Source organism: Vibrio sp. (assembly GCF_984391705.1).
Genome location: NZ_CFHWOM010000006.1, coordinates 102,216 through 116,722 on the forward strand (window position 1 = coordinate 102,216; position 14,507 = coordinate 116,722).

Genomic DNA, 14,507 nt, shown 5'->3' on the forward strand with positions numbered 1-14,507 from the left:
AGACCACAAAGCCCCCGCCATTATGACGAGGGCTTTTATTTATCAACTAAACCTTATCGCTCATAGCCCAAACTGCTGTCAGCATATCTTGTCCAAATTTAATGCTGCGCTCAGGAGACCAACCATATAAAGGATCAGGATAATCGTTGTTGTCTTTAAACGGCATTTCAACTGTATATGAAAGACACTTAAACTGTTCTCCCACCCAGTTAGACCCAACAGTTAGGTTGGCTTTTCCTGGCTCATCTTTGTCGTACCCATGTTGGTCTTGAAACTCTGGAGTGACGTTAAACAAAGCTTGCTTGAATCCATCCTCCAAGCCAGCTAAGCGCTCATCGTAAGAAGGGATACCTTCAGAGCCTGCAACAAAGTTGTAAGGGATCGCCTCATCACCGTGAATATCCAAGAACATGTCTACGCCAGTCGCTAGCATACGCTCACGTACTAAATAGACTTCAGGGCTTCGCTCCATTGAAGGAGTTTGCCATTCACGATTAAGGTTCACACCGATAGCGTTACAACGTAAATGACCTCGAATCGCGCCGTCAGGGTTCATGTTAGGCACCACATATAACACGGCTTTTTCTAGTAAAGCGCGAGCAGTGGTATCATCGTCATCAAGTAAGCGCTGAATGAGCCCTTCCATGAACCATTCTGCCATCGTCTCACCTGGATGCTGACGTGCGATCAACCAAATTTTCTTCTTACCTTCGGCAGGTTCGCCGAAAGTGAGTAAACTCATGTCGTTACCATCTAAAGTATGACCAAGGGTCTCTAGCTGACAATGGTGAGCGCTTTGCGCCATATGAAGTAAATCCAAATGACGATCGTAGCTGTAAGGCGCAAAGTACGCGAAATAAACTGAGCTTCGTTCGGGGTATATTGAAAACGTTAGTGAATCTCCATCAAATTCGGCAGGAACTCTAAACCACTCTTCTCTATCATACGACGCAACAACATCGTACCCTTCCCAACCTTCAGGGTAAGCCGACCCTTTTAGGTCCAATAACTTGATCGTATGCTTCTGCTCAGCTTCACTTTCCAAGCGAAAATGGAACCATTGATAGAATTCGGACTGGTTATCATTAGGAATTTTAAGCTGAATGTCTTCCATATGGTCAGCTTTAACGACTTCAATACTACCACTATCAAAGTTACTGAAGATCTTCATAGAGTTACGTTCCTTTTACATTTGAAGTAATCGACCGCAGGCTAACACAAAGATAGCTGACGAAAAACCAATTTCAAGCTGAATCAATGAGAGTCATAGATAGACAAATATCCAACGCAAACGTTTTAGATCAATAACATTATAAAAATTTATGCGAAATTGAGAAAAAATCGTGCATCAATGACAATTTCTGCGATAATTGTTTCAATTTATAACATACCACAGATGATAACATGTACAGGTGTTAATACTGTGTTATACCAATAAAAAGAGATTATTATGTGGAATAAACTGAACAAATCAATGATGTTCTGCCAAGCTATGTTTGGCTTATCATTCTACGGTGTGATGGTCATTCTGACTCGCTTTTTTCTGGAAGATCTAGGCTACAGTGAGGCAGACACCATGATGGTCGTAGGTGCATTTTCCTCAATCGGCCCTCTATTCGCAATTGCTGGTGGTTTTATCGTCGATAAGTTTCTCGGCTCTTATCGCTCATTGACTATTGCGTATGGTTCTTTCGCAACTGGATACGTATTACTCGTTTTAGGCGCATCGACTACAAACATCCCAATGAGTCTAGTCGGTATTGCATTAGCGAGTTACGCCCGTGGTTTGATGTCTCCTTCATACCCAAGTTTATACAAACGTACCTTTGCCACTGAAGAAGAGTTCGAAAACGGCTACCCAGTCAACTACTCAGTAAACAACGTTGGTGCATTGTTAGGTCAATACCTATTCCCAATGTTTGTTCTTGTAATTGGCTTCCATGGCAGCTTTACACTTTCAGCGGTGATGGCTGCGTTTGCTTTCGCTACTTTAATCATCTTTAACAAACAACTTGTCACCGTTGGAGCAGAGATCGACCAACAACCAGTGAGTGCTAAAAAATGGGCGGCGTTTTTAACTCTGTCAGCAGCAATGATCGGCTTGGTATTTTTCATGTTCTCTAATATGGATGTCGGCAAAAACATTGTGTATGCGATCGGTGCCGCTGCAATTTTGTACTTCATTTCACTCATGTTCAAAGCAAGTAAATCTGACGCATTAAAAATGGGCACAATTTTGATTATGACCGTGCTCACAACTTGTTTCTTTGTGTACTACGGTCAAATGATGACTTCCATGACAATGGTTACGATCAACACAATGCGCGGTGATCTATTCAACATTATTCCAATTGCACCAGAAGCATCAATGGCGATGAACCCTCTATGGTGTATCGTTGCAGGTCCAGTGATTGCAATGACATTCTCTTCATTAGAGAAAAAAGGCATTAACTTCTCTACAGCAACAAAGATTGGCTTTGCATTCATCTTTACTGCGATTGCATTTGGAATCTTAACTATGGCAGTGATGAACATTGGTGAAGATGTCATTATTCGTCCAGAAGTATTCCTAGCTATCCACTTCTTCCAAGCATTCGCAGAAGTGATCGTTGGCGCTCTGGTTGTTGCATTTATCCTTTCTGTCGCTCCGAAGCATATTGAGGGCTTCTCAGTATCACTATTCTCTGTCGCGATGGCATTAAGTGGTATCGTGGGTGCTGTGTTCTCAACATCTATCGCACTAGAGAAAGGTCAAGAGATCACCCAAGAAATCGTACAAACTGTGTATGGTGAATACTTCCAACTACTGACAATTCTTGCTGTCGTCATGGTCGCGATCGCCCTAGTCTCTTCGGTAGTCATCCGTAAAATGCTTGAAGCAGCGCGCGCTGAACAGCCGCCTGAGATGGTTGAAGCTGAAAGCTAATCAAGTTCATAAAAACAAAGCCCCGGCATAAAACCGGGGCTTTTTGTTTGATTACGTAAACGTGGAGCTAGAGAAGAGTGATTTCCGTTTCAATACAAATCGCATCGTGGCGCCAATACTCGATTGAACAATCAATCAACTCTCCATTTTCACCGTAGTTGATACTCTCAATCATCAAGGCTGGTGTACCTACTGCGCAGTGAAGTGCTTGAGCAATGTCACCTTGCAAACTCGTTGTTACGATTCGTTGTCGGGTTTTGGCGTAAGAAATTGCAAAGTGTTCACGGTACGTTTCAGTTAGTGACGCTGATATGTCCAAATCAAGCAAATTAGGCATTAAGTCGGGGCGAACGTAATGTGTCACATAGCCTATAGGTCGATTTTCGAGGAGGCGGATACGTTCAACTTGGTAAACATCAGAAAAAGGGGGCAACGACAACATACTTGCAGCTTGCTTGTTAGCCAAAACACTTTTCGCTAAAACAACAACAGTATTAGGTTGACGATTTTGCTCCGTTGCACGCGCACGAAAGCTAAGCAGCTTAGCAGGGTTAAGTTTTAGTGGAGCGCTAGAGATAAACCAACCTCGGCGATCCTCTCGATAAATCTTACCTTCAGATTCTAGTAATGAAAGTGCCTCACGCAGTGTCACTCTCGTGGTGTCAAACGACTCAGCGAGTTTACGCTCAGATGGGAGTTTTTGTCTTGATGCGAGCAAGCCCGATTCGATTTGCTCGACGATCGCATCCTTAATCTTAATATACTGCAACTTATAATCCACCAACGCTAATCTTCACTCGTTAGCGCATTATACCAATAACTTGGGGTACGGTCTGTTATTCACACTCGTTACTCTGTGAACATAAACGAACTGACATCTTGAAGTATGGAACGTCAGACTTATAAAAGCGGTCTCCCTCACTTCTAAAGCCGAATTTTTTATATATCTCCATTGCGCTCTCACGCGCATCGCACCAAAATTCCTGAGTATCTTCTTTCTTCAACTCACCGATGATATGCGTTAACAATGCACTGCCAATACCTTGATTTTGATGGCTCTCTTTTGTGGCAAACTTACGTAAACGACTGACTCGACCCGCGGTAAAAATGGACGCAACGCTCACCAATTCATCATCTACATAGACCCCGTAATGAAGCCCAGTTTCATCCTCATCGACACGACAAAATTCGATGCTTCGGTGTGGCCAAAGTACCTCAAAACGAATGGGTAATGTGTCTGTTGCTGTGATTCTTCGAATATCCATTGCCACTCCTTTACAGTTAGGAGTCCACTTTGCCTACAAACTACAGCCTTTGTAAAGCAATTGGTCCGAGTGTCAGCGCTGGTAAGTGATACTACCCACCTCAATACCATCTAGGAAATAAAGATATCGAACTTTATAAACCCGCTACAAACACTTGGAATTGGCTAATTACACTTGCGAGAGCCAAGCTACCTTCATAGGTTAAAGTCCAACAATAGAAACCAACGTTGATAAGTGTCGATAACCAAAACAGTAGGCGGAAGTCTAGATTGGTATATTTGTGATGCATTATGGATTGAGCGAATAGCGCCCCTGGCCAACCTCCACAGAGATTTAACACATAGAAAGCGATATTGGGGATTTGCACTCCCCCGGTATGCTGCGCTTGCTTGTCAACAGCGTAAACCAAGTAAGTAATGGTGGAAAATGTAATAGCGGTGACTAACGCTATTGGCGGAAAATTGAGTAAAAAAACGCTAGCAACCATAGTTGAAACAAACCAAATTGCCACCGCAAGAGGAAAGCTAAATACAAACTGTCGTTCGACATGTACTGCTTTTATCTCTCCCTGATCGTCTTTAGCTAAACGAAATTGAACTCGATCTCTTAAGCGAGGTGGATGCCCAAACGCTTCAAAATCAAAGAGATCAAACCTAACCTGAGCTTCCTGATCATCAACTGCTATATAGCCATAACCTTTATGATGATTCCACTCACTTATCGTTCCTTGAATTGCCATTTTTATCTTCCTGAAGCCTCGATATGACTACTCGAAGCGCTTTAAGCCTAACGTAACGTTTTAGAATTTATAAATATGCCTATTAACTATAGTCAAATAGGAAACCACAGGCATAACAACGCTCACACAAATTAACCGAAATGAAAATATTTCCATCAATAATCGCTACTGACAGGTTCTGACAAGAGCACGTTTTACTATTGCTCCTGAACTCAAACAAAACGAAGGAGAAGTTACATGGACAACGTCATTGAAATCGTCACATTTAAGTTATTGCCTAACTCTAGCCATGAAGCACTTGTAGAAGCTGCCAAGCAGAGCCAAAATTTTATCGCTGACCTTCCAGGGTTTCAGTATCGCTCGACGAGTTACAATTCTGAGCAAGATGTTTGGACAGACGTGGTTTACTGGGATTCGCTCGATGAAGCCAAATCTGCCAGTGAGAAGTTTATGCAGTGTGAAGACTGCGCTCCACTTCTTGCACTGATTGACCCAGAGAGCGTTAACATGCAACATCAAACAATCAAGATGAGTGATCTGGCTAAAAAGTATCAGTAATCTTAGCTACTTGGAGGGCTGTCGCCCTCCTTGATTTGAAACTTTAAGGACCAATATGAGCAAGTCTGAACGGCTATTTGAATTACTGACACTGTTGCGTGCAAAGCGCTATGCGGTGACAGCATCAGATCTCGCCCAAAGCATGGAGGTAAGTGAGCGAACCATTTATAGAGATATCCAATCTCTTGTGAATTCTGGCGTCCCCATTCAAGGAGAAGCTGGTATCGGGTATTTGCTGCAGCCAGGCTCCCATCTACCCCCTCTCATGTTTACCGAGAAAGAGATGGTTGCTATTGAGTTGGGAATGCGAATGGTACGCGCTTGGTCAGATAACGAACTTGCTGCTGCATCTCATTCCGCATCAAACAAAATTCTGTCGGTCCTCCCAGATGCGCTCAAACGCCAAGTGGAAGCATTTCCACTACTCGTTCCGGATATACATACTTCAACCACTGCTTCGCACAGAGGACAATTGCTAAGACATGCCACTGATTTAAAACTCAAAATAGTCGTTGAGTATACTGATGAAAAAGGAGCGAAGAGCAAGCGAATCCTCCAACCCCTTGGTCAGCTATTCTGGGGAAAAATCTGGACGCTTGTTGCTTGGTGTGAATTAAGACAGGATTATCGTCACTTCAGGCTCGATAGGATTGATACCCTATCGGTAACAGAAGATGTGTTTGAAACAAGTGAAGGAAAGAGCTTCGAGCACTATGTTTCCCTCCACTCGCCGAAAAGTAAGTAGTCTGTTCACACTATTGGCATAATGTGTAAAGCAAACCCGCAACCACTCATGTCCGTCTCTGTGTCAAACGCAACCCTTTCTGTGAGATACGGCGGCAGCGCCTCGATGTCCATATCCCTTACATGAAAGAAAATTGTTTCCGCTGAGGAGTCAGCCCTGATCAGGCCGATTCCATGTTTTTCATCCCAACTTACCACTCTGCCCGACATCGCCATAACTGCTCTCCTATCGATACTAGTCACTTGTACTGCAACACAGGGAAAGTGGATCACTGACAAGAGTGAGGTTTCCATTGCATGAGGTTAACGACTACGCCAGCAGAATCTCTTTGAGCTCAAAAAGAGTTTCGACTTTATAGCTCGGACCAATTCCTGGGATATCTGCAGCGCCAGATGTGTTCAACCAACACGTTTCAATTCCGAAATTGATGCCACCCAAGATATCTGAATGTGGGTTATCCCCTACCATTAATATTTTCGTTTTACATGGTAAGCCCATTTTCTGGTGCGCATAATTGAATATACCAGCATCAGGTTTTGCCACCCCAACTTGCTCAGAAATGATCACCTGATCGAAATAGTGACTCATCCCAGTTCTTTCCAAACGAACAGCTTGAAGCTCGGTAAAGCCGTTGGTAATAATCCCCAATTTTGCTTTACCGTGGATGGATTCAATCAGCTCCTTTGCACCAGGAAGTAGAGTACAGATATCCGCCATCGCATCCAAGAATGAACTATTGAGTTCGCTTGTCGTGGTTTCTAGCTTCTTCGCCCATTCAGTAAAACGGGTATGTTTAAGTTCATCCGCTGTGATTTTTCCATCTTGATAGTCGACCCAAAGAGGCTTATTCACAGTTTGATAATGTGCAAAGTCTTGTTCGGTAAAATCTATACCTTTGCGAGAGAACATCAATTGCATGCCTTTGAAGGCATCAAAGTGGAATAGTGTTTCGTCTGCATCAAAAAGAATCCAATCGTACTTCATTTTTCTCTCCTCAAATTGGCGCAGCCAGTGTAAATTGTTTTCCTTAGGATGATAATCCTTAAATATAGAAACTAATTGTTTACCTAAGGTTGACTATGCAAGCTTTTTCTTCAATACCCGTCTTTGTCGCAGTCGTCGAGAGTGGTGGCTTCTCCGCTGCAGCTGACAAGCTACACATTACCAAGTCTGCAGTCAGTAAACGCATCAACCAGCTAGAAGATGAGCTTGGGATTAGACTCTTAAACCGTACCACTCGCAAACTCAGCCTTACGGAAGCTGGACAACGTTACTATGAGTACGTGTCGCAATCACTGAGTTTGGCTCAGCAAGGCATTGATGCGGTAACAGAGTTGCAAGGCAAACCACGTGGAAAGCTAAAACTCACCGCTCCAATGTCATTTGGCGTGCTTCATATTGCTCCGCTTGTTGCGGAGTTTTTAAAACAATTCCCTGATGTCGAAATAGATCTTCAACTTGAAGATCAGATGGTGGACCTAATTCAAGAAGGCTTTGATCTAGGAATCCGTATTGGCCACTTGCCTGATTCAAACTTGATCGCCAAACGTCTTTCCCCTTGCCACAGCGTGCTATGCGCGTCACCAAGTTATATTGAGAAGCACGGCTCCCCCACCAAACCAAGTGAGCTTTCACTGCATAACTGCTTGCAATACTCCTATTTTCGCGGGGGTACAGAATGGAGTTTCTTTTCCCAAGGAAACGAATATAAGGTTGTACCTAAAGGTCGTTTGAATGTGAACAATAGTGAGGCGATCAGACGCGCATTACTCGAAGGCTTAGGGATTGGTCAACTTCCGACCTTCATCGTTGCTAAAGACATATCTGCAAATAGCTTACGCATCGTGATGCCAGAATACCAACTTCCAACGCATGCAGTTTATGCCGTATTCCCTCAACGCAAACATATGCCACTCAAGGTACGCGTTTTTCTCGATTTTATCAGTGAACGACTTGATCAAAATAATGCCTACTGGGATACCTGTCTTTAATGACTTAATGTGACCCTGTACTCATATTCACTGATTAGTCGCGCTAGTCTATCAATCAGTGACTCAAAGCAATTTTATAAACGGCTATAGACTGCACAATGAAGCTAAGAATCACAGCAGTTGGAGTCTGATATGAAACGTTTTTTTCCATCAAGTGTCATGCTTATTCCCTTCGTCGTTAAACACTACTCTGAGCCAGATTCTGACGAACAGCCTACATCAGAAGAACAGCAAGATACCATCAAGGAAGTGGAGCCTGAGCCAATAAGCTAGTGAGAACTTGCTTACTTTATACTGGCCAAACTGAGAGGAACCACTCAACAGAAACACATCATCTAAGCTAGCCTAGTTATATTCCATGTATAAGGAGGACGACGATGAAAAAAGTCGCGGTCATATTGAGTGGCGCAGGCGTATTTGATGGTGCAGAGATACATGAATCAGTTCTCGCACTGCATGCTATCGAAAAAGAAGGGGCGAGCTGGCACTGCTTTGCACCCAATATAGAGCAGCTTCATGTAGTGAACCATAAAACCGGTGAAGAAATGCAAGAGAGCCGCAATGTTCTAGTGGAGTCAGCTAGGATTGCTCGCGGTAACATTGAGGATGTCGCAAAGCTCAGTGTCGATGATTTTGATGCGTTACTCCTGCCCGGAGGTTTTGGCGCAGCAAAAAACCTCACCGACTTTGCCGTCAAAGGTGCAGAATGCAGCATCAATACCCACGTTGCCACGGCATGCCGGGCTTTTGCTACGGCAGGTAAGCCTGCAGGATATTTATGTATTGCTCCAGTGATTATACCCATGATCTATAAAGATCAGGTTCAAGGGACAATAGGAAATGATGAGGCAACCGCAGCCGCTTTCAACGCCCTTGCAGGAGAGCATATCGATTGTCCGGTTGATGATTTTATTATTGATGAACAGCATAAGGTTCTTTCCACTCCCGCTTACATGTTAGCCGGGTCTATCTCAGAAGCGGCCACAGGTATCGAGAAATTGGTCAGCAAGCTGATCGAGCTGGCATAAAACCGCCTTATTTCAAAACGCCCATTGAGACTGGTTCTCAATGGGCATTTTTATTTTGGATGCTTTATAACCAACTGTATTCATTGATAAAAATACAATTTCTGTTGAAAAAACGATTGCGCCAACCCACGAATATTTAACAATATTATTAACGATAAATATGCAACAAGAGTTACATCACACTTTTAGCTCAACACTACCACTTATGGATTAGAGAATTGCTCAAGATCAAATATGGCTCATGAAATATTATGCGAATCTAAATGCAGTTTTTAAATCCGATAATAATGGAGCAATCCAATGACAAGTGCATTTTTCATCCCTACAGTTAACCTTATGGGTGCTGGCTGTCTAAAAGACGCAACTGACAGCATTCAATCTCAAGGCTTCAAAAAAGGTCTTATCGTTACTGACAAAATCTTGAACCAAATTGGTGTTGTAAAACAGGTTCAAGATCTTTTGAACGAGCGAGCAGTTGAGACTGTAGTATTTGACGGCACACAACCTAACCCTACTATCGGCAATGTGAACGATGGCTTAGCATTACTAAAAGAGAATGACTGTGACTTCGTTATTTCTCTTGGTGGTGGCTCTCCACATGACTGTGCTAAAGGTATTGCTCTGGTAGCATCTAACGGTGGCCAAATCGCTGACTACGAAGGTGTTGATCAATCAGCGAAGCCAATGCTACCTCTTATCGCAATCAATACAACAGCAGGTACTGCATCTGAAATGACTCGCTTCTGTATCATCACTGATGAAGAGCGTCATATTAAGATGGCTATCGTAGACAAGCATACAACGCCACTCATTTCGGTCAACGATCCAGAACTTATGCTTGCTAAACCAGCATCACTGACTGCTGCAACAGGTATGGATGCGCTAACTCACGCGGTTGAGGCTTACGTTTCTATTGCTGCAACACCAATCACTGACGCTGTCGCTATCAAAGCAATTGAGTTGATTCAAGCTCACCTACGCACAGCAGTAGAGAATGGCGAAGATATCGAAGCACGTGAGCAAATGGCTTACGCTCAGTTCATGGCAGGTATGGCATTCAACAACGCTTCGCTGGGCTACGTACATGCAATGGCACACCAGCTAGGTGGTTTCTACGACCTACCACACGGTGTATGTAACGCGATTCTTCTACCACACGTACAACGCTACAACGCGCAAGTGTGTCCAGAGCGTCTACGTGACGTTGCTAAAGCAATGGGCGTGAATGTAGAAGAAATGACTGCAGAGCAAGGTGCTGAAGCAGCTATTGATGCTATCGTTGCACTTGCGAAGGATGTAGGCATTCCTGCTGGTATTCAGCAACTTGGCGCAAAAGCAGAAGATATCCCAACTCTTGCGGACAACGCACTAAAAGATGCTTGTGGCTTTACTAACCCTAAACAAGCAACGCACGAAGAAATCTCTGCAATCTTTACTGCAGCGATGTAATGTAATAATTCTTTCCTTTACTTTAACGAAACCTCCCTTCGGGGAGGTTTTTTTGTACCTCTAACCTATCTATTGCGTACTACACTTTCTGAAACCGCAGGAGGTGAACCATGAAATATCTGCTCTACACTTTTCTTGTGCTAATTGGCTTTAACAGCTTTGCTGGCGAAAACAAAATTTACAATGTAAATGGTAATGAGTACGAAGGCTACTGGTCTAAAGCGTCTGATACTTCTCCACTTGTGTTGCTTGTCCACGACTGGGATGGCCTAACTGAGTACGAAGCGAGAAGAGCTGAGATGCTTACAGAGCTGGGCTATAACGTTTTCGCGGTCGACCTATTTGGTAAAGGTGTACGACCCACAGAAATGAAAGATAAAAAACAGCACACAGGCGAGCTATACAAAGACAGAAAAAAGCTTAGGGCGTTGATGCAAGGCAGCCTAGATTACGCCGCATCACTTAATGGTGGAAATGATCATGTCGTCGTCATGGGCTACTGCTTTGGTGGAGCGGCCGTTCTTGAATCAGCGCGAGCAGGAATGAAAGCGAACGGCTTCGTCACCTTCCATGGCGGATTGAAAACACCAGATGGTCAAAATTACCAAGCTGCAAGTGCCCCTATTCTTGTCTTGCATGGCACTGCAGATTCTGCGATTCCTATGTCTCAATTTGCGGCACTTGCCAGTGAGCTAGAAGCCCAAAACGTTTCCCATGAGATGATTACCTACAGTGGAGCACCACACGCATTTACGGTTTTCGACAGCTCACGTTACCACAAACTAGCCGATGGAAAATCGTGGCAGCGATTCACTGAGTTTCTCACTACACACACCCGCTAAAACAAAAGGCTAGAGAACACTCCCTAGCCTTTACTTACGCAACTTACCTTATTTTAATGCATACCTAAGGTGCAGAGTCTATTTCTACTGGTAGGTAATGTTTAGGCTCCAATTTGAGCCACTCAGGCAGTACAGTACCGATAGAAATCGATGACCATGTACCAGATAGAATCCCTATAAACATAGCCGTTGCGAACCCTTCTAGGGCATTACCACCCATAATCCACAGTGCAGACACAGTTAACAACGTTGTGCCTGATGTCACCATAGTACGAGAGAAGGTCGCGATCACCGCTTGGTCGTTGATCTCTTCTGTTGGAGTTGATTGTTTAGCAACCAGCAGCTCACGAATACGGTCGGCGATAATGATTGAGTCATTCAGTGAGTAGCCCAGTATGGCAAGGATTGCAGCAAATACAGTTAGGTTGAACTCCATTTGGGTCGCAGCGAAGAAACCCAAAACGAGCACAACATCGTGAATTAGCGCCAGCAGAGAACCACTCGCCAAACGCCATTCAAATCGGAAACATAGGTAACCCAAAATACACATCATCGAAATAAGCAGCGCTAAGCCACCTTGGTCGACTAGGTCTTCTCCTACCTGAGAACCAACCATACTGTTGCTTACCACAGTGACCTGATGAGAAACCTTCCCTAACACACTCTCAACGTCTGGTGCTGCTGTCCCCTGCTCTGGGATTGGGTAGCGAATAACCCAGCGTCCAGCTTCGTCAGAGTGAGTAACAGACGTAAACTCACCTAATTCAGGCTGAAGCGCCTCAAGTAGATCATTGGTCGTTAAACTGTTATCGACCTGAACTTCGGTCACCATACCACCGGTAAAGTCTAAGCCCATATTCAGACCGCGCGCACCCAGTGCAACCAGTGAAATCACCATTAACGCCACCGAAACAACGCTCGTAATGTAGCGAATTTTACGGATGTTTTGTTTTAGATATTCGACCATGATTAAACCCTTACATCACGACGACTGTCGCGTCCCCAAACCAAGTTAATAATTGCGCGAGAAGCGAACACACCACTAAACATACTGGTCAATAGACCAAGACCTAAGGTCAAAGCAAAGCCCTGGATCGGGCCATTACCAATGGAGTACAAAACAACCGCGGTAATCATGGTCGTGATGTTGGCATCAAGAATGGTGCTCAATGCGCTGCCAAAACCCAAGTCGATGGATTGGGCAAATGTCCGCCCTTCAGCTAACTTGTCTTTAATACGCTCAAAGATGAGAACGTTAGTATCAACAGCCATACCGACCGTTAAAACAAGACCCGCGATACCCGGCAAGGTCAGAACCGCTCCAGGTAGCAGAGCAATCAAGCCCAGTAAGCTCACCATGTTGACCAACAGCGCTACGTTGGCAACCCAACCAAGACGGCGGTACCAAAGCGCCATAAAGGTCAATGTCATTGCAAGGCCAAGACCTAGGGCTGCAAAACCATTTTGAATGTTTTCAGCGCCTAAGGAGGCGCCAATAGTACGCTCTTCTACTATGGTCACAGGGGCGGTCAATGAGCCAGCGCGCAGTAGTAACGCTAAGTTTTGCGCATCTTCCATAGAACCTGCTCCTGTGATTCGGAACTGGCTACCTAGTTGAGATTGAATCGTTGCCACACTGATGACACGTTCGCTACGCTCTGTTTCACCTTTCGCATTCGTCGTATATTCGCTATAGACCGTAGCCATAGGTTTACCGATGTGCTTGCCTGAGAAGTCACTCATAATCTTGCCACCAGCGTGGTCAAGGGAAATGTTTACTTCAGAAAAGCCCATCTTATCGATACCAGCACGAGCATTAACAATATGCTCACCAGTCAATACAGCGCGCTTACTTAGCACGACATCGCGGCCGTCATTGTCTTTTAGTACGATATCTCCGTAGCCAAGTCCTTCAGATGGCGATTTCGCTTCATGGAACGCGAGTGTTGCCGTAGCACCGATTACATTCTTGGCTTGCGACGGGTCTTGAACGCCTGGCAACTCGATGCGAATACTGTGTTCACCCTGGCGTTGAACTGCAGCTTCAGTAATACCAAGTTCCTCAATACGATCACGCATAATTTTCAAGTTTTGGGTGATCGTAATCGTCTGGAATTCTGTCTTATTTTGCTGGGTTGGTTTCACTGCTAAATAGTCTGAATGACGCTTAATGTCCCAACCAGGATAATTCTGTTTAATGTAAGACGCCGCTTTATCAAGTGATTCGCTTGACTGGCTTTTCACATCAAAGCCATCAACGCCAACTTGAGCAAACTTAACGCCACGAATACGCTCTTGACGAAGCATGTCACGCATTTCATCCACTAATGTATTGCGTTGCTCTTCAAAGGCTTTATCGATATCGACGTTAAGTAGGAACTGCACACCACCTCGTAGATCGAGACCTAACTTGATTGGGCTAAAGCCCATTTCACCCAACCACTCAGGGGCGACTGAAACGTACGAGAAAGTAATCGTGTCATCTTTACCGATAAGCTTGTTCAAAGCCTCACGAGCGTGGGTTTGCTGAGTTTCATTTTCAAACACTAAGGTCGTGCTATTACCTTGCTGTTGAATGCGTTCAGCTTGAATGTTGTTTTGATCCAAGTAGCGGTTTAGCTCAACTGGATTATTTAGCACTTTATCGTTTTGTGACGTTGTCACCTGTATGGAGGGTTGTTCACCGTACCACGTTGGGATAGCGCTGAGTGCGAGTAGTACAATCGTTACAATCAGCACCACGTATTTCCACGCTGAGTAATGGTTCATTACACGCGCGCTTTTTGCCTTACTGGCTAAGTTTCGCTTCATAATTTTTCTTAGTATGTGTTTGACCACTTGACATAAGTCAAGGGCAGAAGTCAGGAGTAGAAGTCACCAAACGCATCAGTAAATAGCATTACTCACTACTGAAGCATCTAGTTGAACAATCGAATTTTTTCGCCAACAACACAGGTTGTTAGC

The 14,507-nt window shown here is 44.3% G+C and carries 15 protein-coding genes; 8 read left to right on the forward strand and 7 right to left on the reverse strand.

The features are described from left to right. Nucleotides 1–46 precede the first annotated feature (46 nt). Nucleotides 47–1,171, reverse strand: a complete 1,125-nt coding sequence (locus AC4MRV_RS06930) for a M14 family metallopeptidase (protein WP_491186698.1) — start codon at nucleotides 1,169–1,171, stop codon at nucleotides 47–49. Nucleotides 1,172–1,450: 279 nt separating this feature from the next. Here AC4MRV_RS06930 and AC4MRV_RS06935 point away from each other — a divergent pair, with 279 nt between their 5' ends. Then, complete coding sequence (locus AC4MRV_RS06935) at nucleotides 1,451–2,926, forward strand: peptide MFS transporter (protein ID WP_491186699.1); 1,476 nt, start codon at nucleotides 1,451–1,453, stop codon at nucleotides 2,924–2,926. Between the two features lie 67 nt (nucleotides 2,927–2,993). Here the strand turns inward: AC4MRV_RS06935 and phnR are convergent, their stop codons facing one another. The 3 genes from phnR to AC4MRV_RS06950 form a co-directional block, all read right to left on the reverse strand. Beyond that, the gene (phnR, locus tag AC4MRV_RS06940) at nucleotides 2,994–3,695 is read right to left on the reverse strand and encodes a phosphonate utilization transcriptional regulator PhnR (RefSeq protein WP_491186700.1); all 702 of its coding nucleotides are present in this window, start codon (nucleotides 3,693–3,695) and stop codon (nucleotides 2,994–2,996) included. Nucleotides 3,696–3,762: 67 nt separating this feature from the next. Beyond that, entirely contained in the window at nucleotides 3,763–4,191 is a 429-nt protein-coding gene (locus AC4MRV_RS06945; protein ID WP_491186701.1) for a GNAT family N-acetyltransferase, read from the reverse strand. Nucleotides 4,192–4,324: 133 nt separating this feature from the next. Further along, nucleotides 4,325–4,930, reverse strand: coding sequence for a DUF1294 domain-containing protein (locus AC4MRV_RS06950; protein ID WP_491186702.1), 606 nt, complete (start codon nucleotides 4,928–4,930; stop codon nucleotides 4,325–4,327). A gap of 237 nt (nucleotides 4,931–5,167) precedes the next feature. On the opposite strand from AC4MRV_RS06950, the gene AC4MRV_RS06955 reads away from it, so the two are divergent. Together AC4MRV_RS06955 and AC4MRV_RS06960 are read left to right on the forward strand one after the other, a co-directional pair. Then, nucleotides 5,168–5,488 (forward strand): hypothetical protein, encoded by a 321-nt coding sequence (locus AC4MRV_RS06955; protein ID WP_491186703.1) that lies wholly within the window; start codon nucleotides 5,168–5,170, stop codon nucleotides 5,486–5,488. A gap of 55 nt (nucleotides 5,489–5,543) precedes the next feature. Beyond that, a complete protein-coding gene (locus AC4MRV_RS06960) occupies nucleotides 5,544–6,233 on the forward strand; it encodes a helix-turn-helix transcriptional regulator (RefSeq protein WP_491186704.1) in 690 nt (229 codons plus the stop codon). A gap of 309 nt (nucleotides 6,234–6,542) precedes the next feature. Here AC4MRV_RS06960 and yjjG read toward each other — a convergent pair whose 3' ends face one another. Further along, nucleotides 6,543–7,217: a pyrimidine 5'-nucleotidase gene (yjjG, locus tag AC4MRV_RS06965; RefSeq protein WP_491186705.1), complete on the reverse strand. Its 675-nt coding sequence runs from the start codon at nucleotides 7,215–7,217 to the stop codon at nucleotides 6,543–6,545. 95 nt (nucleotides 7,218–7,312) lie between these two features. On the opposite strand from yjjG, the gene AC4MRV_RS06970 reads away from it, so the two are divergent. The 5 genes from AC4MRV_RS06970 (at nucleotide 7,313) to AC4MRV_RS06990 (ending at nucleotide 11,543) form a co-directional block, all read left to right on the forward strand. Then, nucleotides 7,313–8,224, forward strand: a complete 912-nt coding sequence (locus tag AC4MRV_RS06970) for a LysR family transcriptional regulator (protein ID WP_491186706.1) — start codon at nucleotides 7,313–7,315, stop codon at nucleotides 8,222–8,224. Nucleotides 8,225–8,356: 132 nt separating this feature from the next. Further along, nucleotides 8,357–8,497 carry a hypothetical protein gene (locus tag AC4MRV_RS06975; protein WP_491186707.1) on the forward strand — a complete coding sequence of 47 codons (141 nt, stop codon included), beginning with the start codon at nucleotides 8,357–8,359 and terminating at the stop codon, nucleotides 8,495–8,497. 104 nt (nucleotides 8,498–8,601) lie between these two features. Beyond that, nucleotides 8,602–9,252, forward strand: a complete 651-nt coding sequence (gene elbB, locus AC4MRV_RS06980; RefSeq protein ID WP_491186708.1) for an isoprenoid biosynthesis glyoxalase ElbB — start codon at nucleotides 8,602–8,604, stop codon at nucleotides 9,250–9,252. A gap of 300 nt (nucleotides 9,253–9,552) precedes the next feature. Next, a complete protein-coding gene (gene yiaY, locus AC4MRV_RS06985) occupies nucleotides 9,553–10,701 on the forward strand; it encodes an L-threonine dehydrogenase (protein WP_491186709.1) in 1,149 nt (382 codons plus the stop codon). A 110-nt stretch (nucleotides 10,702–10,811) separates the two neighbouring features. Further along, nucleotides 10,812–11,543: a dienelactone hydrolase family protein gene (locus AC4MRV_RS06990; protein WP_491186710.1), complete on the forward strand. Its 732-nt coding sequence runs from the start codon at nucleotides 10,812–10,814 to the stop codon at nucleotides 11,541–11,543. 64 nt (nucleotides 11,544–11,607) lie between these two features. On the opposite strand, the gene secF is transcribed toward AC4MRV_RS06990, so the two are convergent. Continuing rightward, nucleotides 11,608–12,510, reverse strand: coding sequence for a protein translocase subunit SecF (secF, locus tag AC4MRV_RS06995; protein ID WP_491186711.1), 903 nt, complete (start codon nucleotides 12,508–12,510; stop codon nucleotides 11,608–11,610). Nucleotides 12,511–12,512: 2 nt separating this feature from the next. Beyond that, nucleotides 12,513–14,354: a protein translocase subunit SecD gene (secD, locus tag AC4MRV_RS07000; protein WP_491186712.1), complete on the reverse strand. Its 1,842-nt coding sequence runs from the start codon at nucleotides 14,352–14,354 to the stop codon at nucleotides 12,513–12,515. Nucleotides 14,355–14,507 lie beyond the last annotated feature (153 nt).

Coding starts and splice junctions, on each gene's coding strand:
- secF (WP_491186711.1), bottom strand. CDS start 12,510: ATGGTCGAATATCTAAAACAAAACATCCGTAAAATTCGCTACATTACG.
- AC4MRV_RS06955 (WP_491186703.1), top strand. CDS start 5,168: ATGGACAACGTCATTGAAATCGTCACATTTAAGTTATTGCCTAACTCT.
- AC4MRV_RS06990 (WP_491186710.1), top strand. CDS start 10,812: ATGAAATATCTGCTCTACACTTTTCTTGTGCTAATTGGCTTTAACAGC.
- AC4MRV_RS06945 (WP_491186701.1), bottom strand. CDS start 4,191: ATGGATATTCGAAGAATCACAGCAACAGACACATTACCCATTCGTTTT.
- yiaY (WP_491186709.1), top strand. CDS start 9,553: ATGACAAGTGCATTTTTCATCCCTACAGTTAACCTTATGGGTGCTGGC.
- AC4MRV_RS06930 (WP_491186698.1), bottom strand. CDS start 1,171: ATGAAGATCTTCAGTAACTTTGATAGTGGTAGTATTGAAGTCGTTAAA.
- secD (WP_491186712.1), bottom strand. CDS start 14,354: ATGAAGCGAAACTTAGCCAGTAAGGCAAAAAGCGCGCGTGTAATGAAC.
- AC4MRV_RS06970 (WP_491186706.1), top strand. CDS start 7,313: ATGCAAGCTTTTTCTTCAATACCCGTCTTTGTCGCAGTCGTCGAGAGT.
- AC4MRV_RS06950 (WP_491186702.1), bottom strand. CDS start 4,930: ATGGCAATTCAAGGAACGATAAGTGAGTGGAATCATCATAAAGGTTAT.
- elbB (WP_491186708.1), top strand. CDS start 8,602: ATGAAAAAAGTCGCGGTCATATTGAGTGGCGCAGGCGTATTTGATGGT.
- AC4MRV_RS06935 (WP_491186699.1), top strand. CDS start 1,451: ATGTGGAATAAACTGAACAAATCAATGATGTTCTGCCAAGCTATGTTT.
- yjjG (WP_491186705.1), bottom strand. CDS start 7,217: ATGAAGTACGATTGGATTCTTTTTGATGCAGACGAAACACTATTCCAC.
- AC4MRV_RS06960 (WP_491186704.1), top strand. CDS start 5,544: ATGAGCAAGTCTGAACGGCTATTTGAATTACTGACACTGTTGCGTGCA.
- AC4MRV_RS06975 (WP_491186707.1), top strand. CDS start 8,357: ATGAAACGTTTTTTTCCATCAAGTGTCATGCTTATTCCCTTCGTCGTT.